At 40.6% G+C, this 13,146-nt stretch carries 8 protein-coding genes; 5 read left to right on the forward strand and 3 right to left on the reverse strand.

Going from position 1 to position 13,146, the window contains the following annotated elements; genetic code table 11:
• Positions 1–102: 102 nt before the first annotated feature.
• Together ACE1CA_RS22860 and ACE1CA_RS22865 are read left to right on the forward strand one after the other, a co-directional pair.
• Complete coding sequence (locus ACE1CA_RS22860) at positions 103–765, forward strand: hypothetical protein (RefSeq protein ID WP_413276860.1); 663 nt, start codon at positions 103–105, stop codon at positions 763–765.
• Entirely contained in the window at positions 762–3,668 is a 2,907-nt protein-coding gene (locus ACE1CA_RS22865; protein ID WP_413276861.1) for a CAAX protease, read from the forward strand. Before ACE1CA_RS22860 ends, ACE1CA_RS22865 begins: the two co-directional genes overlap by 4 nt.
• 55 nt (positions 3,669–3,723) lie before the next feature.
• Here the strand turns inward: ACE1CA_RS22865 and ACE1CA_RS22870 are convergent, their stop codons facing one another.
• The 3 genes from ACE1CA_RS22870 to ACE1CA_RS22880 are packed head-to-tail and all read right to left on the reverse strand — an operon-like array spanning position 3,724 to position 8,694.
• Positions 3,724–5,223, reverse strand: coding sequence for a phenylacetate--CoA ligase family protein (locus tag ACE1CA_RS22870; protein WP_413276862.1), 1,500 nt, complete (start codon positions 5,221–5,223; stop codon positions 3,724–3,726).
• 9 nt (positions 5,224–5,232) lie between these two features.
• A complete protein-coding gene (locus ACE1CA_RS22875) occupies positions 5,233–6,036 on the reverse strand; it encodes an AAC(3) family N-acetyltransferase (protein ID WP_413276863.1) in 804 nt (267 codons plus the stop codon).
• A gap of 48 nt (positions 6,037–6,084) precedes the next feature.
• Positions 6,085–8,694, reverse strand: a complete 2,610-nt coding sequence (locus ACE1CA_RS22880; protein WP_413276864.1) for an MBL fold metallo-hydrolase — start codon at positions 8,692–8,694, stop codon at positions 6,085–6,087.
• Positions 8,695–8,983: 289 nt separating this feature from the next.
• On the opposite strand from ACE1CA_RS22880, the gene ACE1CA_RS22885 reads away from it, so the two are divergent.
• From ACE1CA_RS22885 to ACE1CA_RS22895, 3 genes are all read left to right on the forward strand, one after another.
• Complete coding sequence (locus ACE1CA_RS22885) at positions 8,984–10,225, forward strand: glycoside hydrolase family 3 N-terminal domain-containing protein (protein ID WP_486517493.1); 1,242 nt, start codon at positions 8,984–8,986, stop codon at positions 10,223–10,225.
• Complete coding sequence (locus ACE1CA_RS22890) at positions 10,222–11,430, forward strand: DNA cytosine methyltransferase (protein ID WP_486517494.1); 1,209 nt, start codon at positions 10,222–10,224, stop codon at positions 11,428–11,430. The genes ACE1CA_RS22885 and ACE1CA_RS22890 overlap by 4 nt, the downstream gene beginning before the upstream one ends.
• Positions 11,431–12,103: 673 nt before the next feature.
• Positions 12,104–13,060: a vitamin K epoxide reductase family protein gene (locus tag ACE1CA_RS22895; RefSeq protein ID WP_459563580.1), complete on the forward strand. Its 957-nt coding sequence runs from the start codon at positions 12,104–12,106 to the stop codon at positions 13,058–13,060.
• Positions 13,061–13,146: the final 86 nt, after the last annotated feature.

Raw genomic sequence — 13,146 nt, forward strand, 5'->3', positions numbered from 1 at the left:
GTAGAGACGTTGTATACAACGTCTCTACAAGGTTTGGCGATCGCAGTTAAGCTAATGCTGTTTAAGTGATATTCTTTTTAAATAAAATTTAGGATATGGGAAATGGAATCTGCGGATTTTTGGGAATTAGTTAAAGGAGCGATCGCACTAAATCCAAAAGCATTTCAGGTGATGGCAAAATTACCCGATGCTAACAAAATAGCAATTAATGTATTGTTGTTAGCGGGTTTTTCGCAGGCGATCGGACAAAGTATTATCCTATTCATCAACCGAGTCAAACCTTTCCGTTTTATTCTGAGCCTATTACTATCGGCTATTTTGTTTGTCTTTAGCTATGGTTTTTGGATCTGGAGTACTTGGCTAGTTAGTCGGTTTTTGTTTAAACAAACCGTTGATTTCAACATAGTTTATCGCATGGTGGGATTGGCTACGGCTCCCCAAATTCTGAGTTTTTTAATTGCTATGCCTTACTTCGGTGTACCGATCCAAGTTTTGCTTTCCCTGTGGACTTTACTGGCATTTGTGCGAGGTTTTAATGTAGCGACGGGGTTTGGTGTGTGGGAAGCTTTTGCTTGTAGTTTGTTGGGATGGTTTGTTTTGCAAATCTTACAGCGGACGATCGGAAAACCAATTTCAGCCTTGGGCACTTGGCTGGCAAATACTACTGCTGGAACTAACTTAGTCACTGACTTACGCAGCTTAGAAACCTTATTAGAAACAGGCTTACAGAGTAACACAAGCAATCAGGATAGCAGAAACTCATGAGCAACCAAGCATCTGGGCGATCGAGAAAATTCTGGCAGCTGGTTTTAGTTACCGGGGCGTTGATAATTTTGTTGCCCTTCCTACCCCTGCTGATTCAAACTGCTTTTGCTGCCATGAGCGTAACTGTTCGTTTAATCTTTAATCTAGTCGGAATCGGGGTGCTGGCGCTACTGTTGGCGATTTTGCTCACTCCTCTAGAAGCGTTAGGCTGGTGGGCGGGGTGGTATGGCGATCCGATCGCCACCACAAAAGAAAACTTGGGTAAACTTCAAGAACGAGCACTCACAGAAACAGCAGTTTCTCGCTATGTGATTTATCTTGATGGCATTGGGCAGGCAAAATTTGACTATCTCCCGGAAGTAGAAAGGTTTTTGGACGATTTAGCCAAAGTATTGCCCGATAATATTCAAATCATCCGGGGTTTGATGCCCTACTCACCGATGAACCGATCCTTGACAGAGAATCGTCCTTTTGCTTGGTTTTGGAACTGGGCCGATCGCGTACAATCCAGCGAAGATGGCGGTTTGCTGGCTTTTGCGATCAATCTGCGGAATATGTTTATGGTTTCGGTGTCTGCTGACAGTCGTTATGGGCCGATCTACAATCGGGGAACGGCTCAAGTGATTTACAATAGCTTACTCAATCATGGTTATATTCCCGGCAGCGGTTTACCGATTACTTTGATTGGTTTTAGCGGTGGTGGACAAATTTCGATGGGAACTGCACCTTATTTAAAAGATGCTTTGCAAGCACCGATCGATATTATCTCGATCGCAGGTGTGTTTAGCGGCAATAACAACTCTCTGAAACTAGAACACTTTTATCATTTAGTTGGCAATAAAGATCTGGTCGAACGGGTGGGGCCAATCTTCTTTCCGAAACGCTGGAAACTGTTATTTCTTTCTTACTGGAATCGCACAAAAAGGATGGGGAAAGTGAGTTTGATTAATCTAGGCGCAGTTGGACATCAAGTTCCTGGTGGTGTAATGGATGCAGATTTATTGCTTGCTGATGGTCGCAGTGCCCTACAACAAACTGTAGATTGGGTTGCTGACATTCTTCAAGGAACGGCTGCACTGTCACAAGTCCATAAACCTCGCGTTTTGAGTAACCTCGATCGCTATCGGGAAGCTGCCTTCAACCGTCCTGAATTTTACCCGATTTCGGCTACAGTTGCTAGCGATACGCCTACGGCACGCTTACGCGATCGCTATCGTCCTGTGGCAAACTGGATCGGTCGCTTAATTTTACCGACTCCCGAAGGCAGAAAACCTCAAGCTATTCCCTTTGAAATCCATCATGCACCCCCGGAATATGCCCACTTGATCGGTCAAGTCGTCACTGTGCGTTGGAGTGAAGATCCAAAAGTTCAAGATTACTGGCGACAAGTCACTAAAGACGTGCATTTCAGCCCAACTGCGGAACAAAAGAGTCAAGAGGGTGGTGTGTATCCAACTCGCCTCAACCACTGGAAACTGGTCGATCCGCTAGAATCTTTGGCAGGTGCTCACCCCAAAGACGATCTAATTGTGGCATTACCCGATCCAGTAGTGGTGCAGAAATTGGAAGGGGGAAGTCCGATTTATCTGGTGATTTCTCATGAGCCCATTCAAATTACTGGACGTTTCTACGGTTTGGTAAAATTCTTAGGATCGGTTGATAAATCTGCGACTCCAGAACATTTTCGCGTCGTTCATTTCAACAAAGCTAGTCAGCAGTTTGATGGAGTAGAGGAAATTGTTTGGTTGCCACAAGTAGTTAAAGATGATAACAATACTTATCCGTTTACAAATAAAGGAATCGAACAATCTCCGCTGAATAAAACAGGTTGGTATATTTACGGCGCACCCGATCGGAATGGATCTTTTGTGGTGCAAGCGATCGCTCCCCGTGCTTTATTTCAACTGAATGCCACTCAAGAAGTTGTGGGAAGAACAGCGGTAGAAACCTTTTTGAAAAAGGAATCATGGGAAAAATTAAATCAGCAAAAAGGCAAGATTAGCTCAACTCGTTTAAGTTACTCGTCTAAGTCCTTAAAGCAAGCTAAAAATCAGTTGCAAGAAGGATCTCGCGCCTTACTAGTTCATGTTTATGGTGGTATTGGTGGGAAAAAGACTGAGCCCGCTGCTCAAGGCCCTGTTTACTTTGGACATTTTGCTTTTGGCGTTGCTACAGTAATCCGGGAACCGCTGAGTGATGAGTTACGCTGGGACATTATCTATCATCAAATTTACACGCAAAATCCAGATGGGTTAACCTCTGGAACTATGCACTGGTCAAGGTATATGGGCGATCGTCAATTTGGTTGGATTGGAATCCGCCCGATCGCTGATACACTGATTGAATTCGAGCCGTTTACGAGGAATTATGAGGTAGCGGAGGGACAACAGCGATCGCCTTTAGATGTGTTAGTTCGTCAGTTGGAAGTGATGGCAGCACGTTATCGGATTGGCGATGGTACTGGGGGAACTTATGTTGGCCCTGCGAATAACTGCTCTCAAGATTCTAATCAAAGCTTGTATGCGGCATTAGTGCAAATGGCGCGATCGATCCGAAATCATCCCGATATCAAAACCTGGATGAAACAACATCCAGATCAGGCACAAAGACTTAAGCAACTAGAAAAACTTGGGTCAGATCTAAAATGGCACTTGATGCCCTTTGGCACTGCGCGTGCCGATTGGTTAAAAGAATCTGCTGTTTTAGGTAGTACTCTGGAAGACAATCCATTACAAACCATATTCAGAGGTTTAATTAGTTGGCGAACAGTACTGCCTCGTGTTGCCAGTGACAGCATTACAGAGTGTTTTCTCCAACAAGGTGCAACCGCATGGATGTTACGCACTAATCAGTTAGGTGGAAACAATCCCGATATTGCCCCCCTTGCACCTCTAACTTTTTAGGTACGTTGTTGCGCTTCAGCGCTGAAGCGCAACAACGTACTTTTAAGTGTTTCTCTCATTTTCGGGTGTAGCGATGCTTAACGCCGATCGGGAAATATTCAGGATCTCCGGTGAGAGTAAGTGTGATTTGGGGATTTTGATATGCTTGGGGAACATAGTTGGCAAACTCGCTGTTGAGTCGTTGCAGTTGGGAAAGGATGGAGTTTGCGATCGCATTTTTCTTTTCTTCACTAGCTGCGATTCCTGGTGCTAACTCTACCACAATTGAGAGGGACTTATTTTGATCTGTATCTTCTTTCACCTGCAAAACAAACTTCCCTGTCACCCATTCTTTAATTACAGGTTGTTCCAATCCAACGGTGACATTTTCCGGGTAAATGTTAGCACCGAAATAGGAAATTGTAAAATTCGATCGTCCAAAAACATAAACAAAAGGTAACTCCCTAACTCCTCTTTCTTGCGCCAAAGCAGTTAACGGATCGAACCCATATTCTCCCAAAAAACTCAACATTTCATCATAAGGAATTATCCCGCCAGTATCCAAAATATTGTATCTAATTAAAGGAATCCCGTTATCACCCGAAAATAACAAATTGCCATTTTCCACTTGAAAAAACCGACTCAAAGGATCGTATTGTACCAAAGTCGGTAAACGCGATTCTCCAAACAAACTTTTTGCCGCTTCGGGATGATTTGCTAACCAACGACGAATGCAAATACTCAAAGGAGTTTCATTTCCCAAAACTCCCGCATCAGCAGTTCCATAAAGTGCAGCAGAGTCATAACAAAAATTGGTCGATCGCACTCTTTCCCCAACTAAACTCCGCCATTCCTCGCTAAAAACTTCCCCCGCAAAAACCATTTTAATATTAAACTTCTGCCATTCAACGCCTCGCGCAATTCCCGTATCAACCACATCTTTAATAAATGGCGGATATCCTAATAAAACCACTTGTTCAAAAGCACCTCCCAACTCTTGCACAACTCGAAAAATTTCTTCTTTATTATTTCCCGGTGCGATTACAGTAATTGGATAACCTTTACTAGCAATATAGCGACAACAATTAGTTGTAAATAAACCGCCTACCCAAGTTCCCAAAGTGAAACAAACTACAGCTAAAGTCCGGCGAGTATCAGCAAAAAAGCTATCATGAAAAATTTGCTCAAACCTAGTAGTAATTGCTAATTCATCGCTGAAAAATCTAGGCCAAAAAGTCGGTTTACCAGTAGAACCAGAGGAAGCAGCAATTAAATCGCAACTTTCTATTTTTCCATCTTTACATAATTGGTCTAACGAGTAAACTTTTAGATAATTCTCTTTGGTAACTTGCGGTAATTGCGAGAAATCAGCTAAACTTTGAATAGTTGCCGGGTTAATATTTTGGGTATTTAAAAACCTTTGGTAAGCGGGAACCGTAGCAGCGACGGAATGAAACAAAGCTAAAGTTGCAGACTCCGCTTTTGTAGCATTATCTTTTTGCAGTAAACTTGCTAAGGGAGTGGCGAGAAATTTTTCTAAAGCTTGCAACGATCTTTGACGTTGTGATTCTTGCATTTTTCCCCTCTACTTGTTATTAGTCAACCAATCTACTGCAAAATCTACCACTAACTTAACTGGAAAAAATCTTGCTTCTGCTGAACCAACTGCTGAAATTTTGACAGATTGAGTTTGTTCAAAAGCAGCACCTATTTGATTAAAACATTCGTTACTAACTTCTATATCTTGGTAATTTTTCCAAACTGGTCGATCGCCTTCCAAAACCACTGTACCACGAAGAGTTTCTTTTTTATACGGTACTCTATATTCAGCTAGATGGAGACAAGTACAACTATCGTAATTTACTCCTAATAATAATACCCAACCATCTAAATCATAAAGGCCAGCTAAGGGAGAAGATTCGCCAAGGGAGTAATCTAAAGAGTGATTTTTTATAATAGTTTCGGCGTGTTTTCCCCAAGCAGCAAAAGAAACTTCTGGATGATAACTTCGCAAAACTTGGGGAAATTTCCGAAAGGTTTCGACAATTTTTCCCATACCATTTGTCGGAGTTATTTGCGGATCGAAAGCTGGCATATTTTCCCGAATTATTTGCCACCAATCACTCGGAACTGGTGGTTTTTCCCAAGTAGCAGGATCGGAATATTCGCCGGAATGGGTAGGCATTACTAATGTACCATTTGGCGTAATGACATCCATTAAAGCTTGAATAACTGTTACTGAACCTCCGCAAACCCACCCTAATGAACTAAGGGAACTGTGTACTATTATTGTCATTTCTGGTTGTAATCCAAGTTGACGGAAGTCGTTTTTTAAGGTTTCTAGGGTTCGCGGGGATGGGGTTTTTGCGATCGCTTCTGATTCACTCATAATATCCTTTGATTTGTGCGAGAGATATTTTTATTGAACCACGTTAGCTTAGTAAAAATCATCCATTTCTTCGTCTTCTTCTGCGAAAATTTCCTCTTCATTTTCAGGTTTTACGTTGGTTTCTACTACTACATCTCGTCTGGTAAATTCTAAACATTTACTAGTGGGATCTACGGAAAAACTAAATAATGGACTCTCTTCGGATTGGCATTTTCCAGCGCGGAAGAAGTTACATACTGCACAACAGTCTTCTCCAGATGCGATCGCCTCCTCCACCACAATATCTCTCTGCGTTAAAGGACTCAATTTTAAATGAAAACCTTCCCATCTCGCTTTTAAAACCCCGTTTTCAGCTAACAATTGCCAACGCGGATCTGATTCGACAATTTCTTCTGGTATCCTAATCCATGCACCTTCAACTTCTGCTTCTATATTCACCTCAAAATCATTCGGTAAATCAAATTGTACCAACCTTCTTGCACTTAAATGTCCCGGTGCTTGTCCATAAACAATTTCATCTCCAACTGAGGGAATATGGATATAATATTTCTCTTTTAAATCTCCAGCACGCGACAATTCATGTAGTGCTTCGTGGGAACCGTGAATTAATATTAAATGTTGGGGATTTACCCGATGAATTACTTGAGTTAAACCAACTTTATCAGCATGAGCGCTCAAGTTAAATTTGCGAATTTGCGCTCTCACATTTAATTCTTTTTCGTCTAATGTTACCGTATCTCCAGTATTGAGATTTTGCAACAAACGACCAGGACTTTCTTCGTCAGTGTACCCAGAAATGAAAATTGCAGAGTTTTCTCTTTCTAACAAACTAGTAGCATAATAAATTGAAGGGCCACCTGTTAACATCCCGGAACTAGCAATAATTACACTGGGTTTTGCCATTGCTAAAGGTCGTTGTTTAGGTGAAGTAATCGGAATGACGGGAGAAGGAGAATTAGGATCGAAAAAAGGTTCCTGTTTTTGTTGCGCGAAGTTTTTAACTGATTGGGGAAGTAAAGTTAAATTATCTCGAAAAACATCGGTAATTGCTCTCACTAAACCATCCACAAAAATGGGAATTTGCAGTTTATGAAATACTGCTGAAGTGCGAATTGCTAAAATAATTTCTTGTGCTCTTCCTAAAGCAAAAGCTGGAACTAAAACATTACCACCATTTTTTACAACTTCTGCGATCGCTTCTAGTAAAGCACTTTCTTGCGCTTTCCGATTAGGATGATTATCTGCACCGTAAGTTGACTCAGTAATTAATATGTCTGCTTTCGGCAAATCTGCTAATTTTAAACCTTCTGTTGTCCGACTTGAAGTAGTGTTGTAATCTCCTGTGTAGAGCAAAGATCGATCGCCATACTGCATAAAAATACAAGCAGCACCCACAATATGACCAGCATTAATAAATCTTACCTTTAATCCCGGCAAAGGTTCAAAATCCTCTCCAATTGATTGAGTTTCTAACCGAAACAAAGTCCTTTCTAAATCCGTCTCATCAAAAAGTTCCGGCGAATCTTCGTTCATTTGCTGAACTTTCAAACAATCTTGTAACATCACATGAGCAATTTCTCGCGTTCCCGGAGTGCAAATCATTTTTACACCTGGAAATCTTGCATGAAACACCGGAACTGCACCAATATGATCTTGATGAGCATGAGTTATTAACAGCAAATTCGGGTTTTGTAAATAATCTAATGCTGGTAAAGGATCGTAACCTTTCGGACGAGTACCACAATCCATTACTATTTCATAAGGGCCAATAAATACTTGAAAACAAGAAGCACCAATTCCCTTCGCTGCACCCAAAGGACGGACAATTAATCGAGTATTTAAATTCTCTTGCTCGTCAATTTTAATTCCGTTATCAATTCCTAAATCAACTATTTCTTTAATTTCTGGTGCATATTCATAAACCTTAATTTTTTCACCTCGAATCAATACTCTGGCACGTTTTCCCGTTGTTGGCAAAACTGCTTCCCACTCCCAACCATCTCGTCTCTTAATTGCTGGCGCAAGTTGCCAACCTGACTCTTGCGTTTCTTCAGAAAGTGCAGCTAAAGCAGCATCATTTGGCGGCGCAAATTCAGGAGATGGCAACTTTTTAGAAGTTTCCCCTGCTGGAAAAATTGAAACAGGTGTAACTTGATTTTCTCCGATGCTTTCCTGATTTTCATCAACAGATACCGCACTCAAAATTTGCAAAAATTTTCCCACTCGTTGCGCTTGCACTTTGAGCAATTGACTTAGTTTAAGATTAAGATTGTGGGAATTGAGCAAAGTTAACTTAAGAGTTTTTTGTTCCGCTCGCTTTATCTTAAACTGAACAGAAGAATTACGTTTACCCAGTTGTACCACCCTGCCAATTAACTGACAAATATCAGGTGTTTCCCCATCACTAGCTAAATTTTCCGAACTAACCAGCATCACCTGTGACACTTCCCCTGTAGAATCAGTACTAGGGATAATTTGCCAACTGCGTTTTCCTTCTCTCCATTCAGGGACTTTTTGGGCAACGCGAAAGCGCGTGTTATCCAAACATTCGAGGTACATTACACCATCGATCGTACAAATTTCTCCACTCCAAGTACAACTAAGACTTTCACTATCCCAACTTTCCCCAGAAATACTAGTATCAATCTTATCCACCATAATGTATTGCCACGCGATCGCTCATCGTACTATTAATATAATTTACCCAATTTATACTAAAATATCTTGTCATCTGTCTAAAGAATAGATTACTTCGATCGGAGTTGGTGCGGAAGCGCATTTTATCCAAAAAGTTAGGTGAGAGGATGATTTGGGGTGTGCTGTTTTTATGAATAATTATAGTAGACTACTGAGACTAATTTTATCTTTTAGTGTTTTTTTCTTAGCTTTCCATTTTAGAACCCCTAATTGGTCAGATTGGGGAAACTTTTTATTTTGTTTAATTCTCTTGATTAGTAGCTTTTTAATTCTTACAGAAATTTGGGCTTTTCACAAAATCTTTCGCGGCAAAAGAAGACGACTGAGTATAATAATTCTAGCCTTAGCTTGGTTGAGTCTTTCCACCGCTACAGCTTCTCAAGTGAAATTCTTGTTAACCAAAAAAACTGTCTTAGATAATTTAACTCATGAAACCTCTGTCACTCCTGCAACTCCGAAAGTTACCAATTTAGGGGCTCACTTCGTCATTGGTTATAGAGATTTTGAAGAACTAAAATTACTAGTGGAAAAACAAGGTGTCGCAGGAGTTTTTATTACCAATAGAAATGTGCGCTACAAAACAAAAGAGCAAGTAAAACAGGAAATTCAAACCCTACAAGAAATTCGCCGAAGTCAAGGTTTACCTCCATTGTTAATTGCTGCGGATCAAGAAGGTGGCATAGTATCAAAATTATCACCACCGTTAACTAAATTACCTCCTTTAGCTAGAATAATTGACGATCGCAAAGATATCGACCAACAAAAAGATAAAGTTGTTGAATATGCAACTAAACAAGCCAAAGAATTAGTAGAAATTGGAGTAAATTTAAATTTCGCTCCAGTGGTTGATTTAAACAAAGGAACAAAAGTTATTAATGATAAATATTCCAAAATTAATCGCCGTGCTATTTCTGAAAATAAAGAAGTCGTCGCTAAAGTTGCTTTGTGGTATTGTCAAACTTTAGAAATTTATGGCGTTAAATGTACAGTTAAACATTTCCCCGGTTTAGGTAGAGTTAACACTGATACTCATATTGCTGAAGCGGAATTAAATGCGACTGTAGCAGATTTAATTAATAATGATTGGGTTCCTTTTTGGAGAGTGATGAAAAGTACCCAAGCATTTACAATGATCGGACACGCCAAATTAATGACTGTAGATCCAGAAAATGCTGCTTCTTTTTCTCGTAAAGTAGTGACAGAAATTATTCGCAAAAATTGGCAACATGACGGTATTTTAATTACCGATGATTTTGGAATGCAAGCGGTTTATGGGAGTAAAGATGGCTTAGAAAATGCTACTGTGAAATCCATTAATGCTGGAGTGGATTTGATACTACTTTCCTATGATGAAGATTTGTATTATGATGCTATGTATGCCTTAATGAAAGCAGCAAAATTAGGTAAATTAGATGCACAAGTATTAGCAAAAAGTCAGCAAAGACTCGATCGCTTTTCCTCGATCGTTAAAAAGGAAACAACGCAGTTATGAACTTGGCTACAAAAATTTCTCTTAACGAACAGTTAGCCATTTTGAATCAGTGCATTTCCCAAAAATTAGACCTTCATATTGAACTAGAACATCTTGGCTTAACTTATGACGATCTGAGATATCAGAATGAGGCAGCAATTGTTCCTAATTCTACTCAATTTTTAACACCTGATAATTTCGATTTTGCCAAGCATGATATTCCCATAGTCAGCTTTTTTTCTGGCGCAGGTGGTTTAGATATCGGATTTGAATATGCGGGATTTAAGCACTTAGGGTCGATCGAAATTAACCCGCTTTTTTGTCAAACAATTAAACTAAATCGACCTGATTGGTTTGTCATCGGACCACGTGAATACAGTGGAGATGTGAGAAATAGAGAAGAAATCTCTACCATTTTAAAATTAATCCTTGGCATATCAACTCCATTTGAAGGAATTTTTATAGGTGGTTCACCTTGCCAACCTTTCAGCGTTGCTGCTAACCAAAGATTTTCAAAAGAAGGAGAAAATTTTAAGAGGATTGGATTTTCTCATGGGGAATATGGAAATCTTCTTTTCGACTTTGTGTGGTATATTCAACAGTTTAAACCAAAGGCTTTTTTACTAGAAAATGTGACAGGTTTACTGGAACTAGATAATGGTTATCAGTTATCCTTAGCACTCAATATTTTAAGCGATCGATATACAATTTCTGAACCTGTAGTAATAAACGCTGCACATTACGGAGTTCCCCAAAATCGAAATCGTCTGTTTGTCTTTGGTCATCGTACCGCTAATCTGTTTGGATTTCCCGAACCAAACTTAAATCTTGTTCCCTGTTATAAAGCCTTTGAAAAACCAGTATCCGGTTTAGAAAACCATACAATCCGACAACACAAAGCAGAATCGATAATTAGATATATGAAACTAAATTATGGAGAACGAGATAAACTGGGAAGAGTCGATCGCTTAAATCCAAATCTACCCTCTAAAACTGTGATCGGTGGAGGGACAAAAGGCGGTGGTAGGTCTCATCTGCACCCTATACACCCTCGTACTTTAACAGTTAGGGAATCAGCCAGACTACAGACATTCCCGGATAATTTCGTTTTTTGTGGCTCTTCTGCTCGCCAATTTACCCAAGTTGGAAATGCAGTCCCACCTTTACTAGCTTTCCACTTAGCCCGTGCCATCTATTCTCAAATTTATAACAATTGTTCAGCCTGAAAAACCAAGCAACAAAAACCTAAATATCACCCAATATTTTCAGCGGAGAATTCGGTTCACCCTCATCAAAGATTGCGAATTTTGTTAACGAGAATCTGTGCCTTGATTAGGGCTACCAACTACCTTAACTTCTCCTCCTGGCGCTTCCGATTCAGCACCAGAACTTAGTATTCTGTTTCTCTTAGCTCAGATCTTGCACCAAGAGGCAGAGCCTCCATTTTTCGTTCCCAGGTTCAACCTGGGAACGAGGATCTGGGAGGTTCTACCTCCCCTGGTGCAAGATCTGAGTTAGCGGTTCTATCATCAGACATGATTAGAGAGCGATCGCATTTAGTATCTCAAAACACCATCAGTTTTAATATTTAACGCAAGTTGCTAGTTATAACTGTAGATTTTTCTTAGCCCCCCTTATCAAGGGGGGTTGGGGGGATCTAAACTTAGAAACACAGCGTTAGATCCCCCCTAGCCCCCCTTACAGAAGGGGGGAACAAGAAAAAATTAATAATTGCAACTTGCGTTATTTAGCCTCTGGCAATTGTCTTTCTCCCTAACACCCAACCCCCACCAGAGTTTTTCACCACAAGTACAAGAGAGCCGTTGTATAGTTCACAATGGGAATATTATTTGGCACAGTAAAGCCAGATTGCATGAGATACGCAAGGCTGTAAGTATTATGATTCGCCGACGTTCTACTCCTTGGATTCATCGCTGGTCGCGCATTCTAATTGCGGCGATCGCTCTGTTGGGAATTTTAGACACCATTTACCTCACCTTAGTAGAGTGGGGAGTCATCAAAGAAGCTCTTTGTCCGACTACCGGGATCATTGACTGTAACGCTGTACTAAGAAGTGACTATGCCAAAATTTTTGGTATACCTCTATCAGTCTTCGGTTTCTTCGCCTACGGAGGTATGGCAGCTTTAGCACTAGGGCCATTATTAATTGACCCCCAAGAACAAAAAGCTCTACGTTCCAAAATGGAACAGTTAACTTGGTTGGCGTTGTTTGCAGGTGGAACCGCGATGTTGTTCTTTAGCGGTTATCTGTTGTATTTAATGGTCTTTGCGATCGGAAAATTGTGTATTTATTGTTTGTTCTCCACCTTATTTTCGATCGCCCTATTTGTAATTATCTTATTCGGTCATACCTGGGAAGATGTTGGACAACTTTTTTTTACTGGTATTGTAGTTGGCATGATCGCCCTAATTGGTACACTCGGCGTTTATGCCAGCGCTAGAACACCCACCACCACTGGAGACAACACTACAGTTGGGCAAGTTGGACAAGTTGGTAAACCAGTGCAAAATACCTCTGGCCCAGCAGAAATCGCTCTCGCACGCCACTTGAAACAATCGGGAGCAAAAGAATACGGTGCTTACTGGTGTCCCCACTGTCACGAACAAAAAGAATTATTTGGAAAAGAAGCTGCTGCCGAACTAGATTACGTTGAGTGTGACTCCAAAGGGAGAAATGCTCGACCAGAACTCTGTCAAGCAGCCAAAATTAAAGGTTATCCCACTTGGGAAATTAAAGGGCAGCTTTACGAAGGCGCACAATCCTTGGAAAAACTGGCTGATTTAACAGACTACAAAGGCCCGCGCAACTTCAAAAATTCCCTCCCAAGACGGTAATCTCAAACAGTTTTCTCTTAAATCAACACTCTGGTTGCTAGTTTCTCCAGAGTGTTGATTTTTCTAGACCGTAAATTTACTTAAAA

The organism is Floridaenema evergladense BLCC-F167, from assembly GCF_041929205.2.
Taxonomy (GTDB): Bacteria; Cyanobacteriota; Cyanobacteriia; order Cyanobacteriales; family Aerosakkonemataceae; genus Floridanema; species Floridanema evergladense.

Bases quoted from the DNA above. Each gene is read 5' to 3' on its own strand.
- ACE1CA_RS22860 (WP_413276860.1), top strand. From the start codon at position 103: ATGGAATCTGCGGATTTTTGGGAATTAGTTAAAGGAGCGATCGCACTA.
- ACE1CA_RS22865 (WP_413276861.1), top strand. From the start codon at position 762: ATGAGCAACCAAGCATCTGGGCGATCGAGAAAATTCTGGCAGCTGGTT.
- ACE1CA_RS22870 (WP_413276862.1), bottom strand. From the start codon at position 5,223: ATGCAAGAATCACAACGTCAAAGATCGTTGCAAGCTTTAGAAAAATTT.
- ACE1CA_RS22875 (WP_413276863.1), bottom strand. From the start codon at position 6,036: ATGAGTGAATCAGAAGCGATCGCAAAAACCCCATCCCCGCGAACCCTA.
- ACE1CA_RS22880 (WP_413276864.1), bottom strand. From the start codon at position 8,694: ATGGTGGATAAGATTGATACTAGTATTTCTGGGGAAAGTTGGGATAGT.
- ACE1CA_RS22890 (WP_486517494.1), top strand. From the start codon at position 10,222: ATGAACTTGGCTACAAAAATTTCTCTTAACGAACAGTTAGCCATTTTG.
- ACE1CA_RS22895 (WP_459563580.1), top strand. From the start codon at position 12,104: ATGATTCGCCGACGTTCTACTCCTTGGATTCATCGCTGGTCGCGCATT.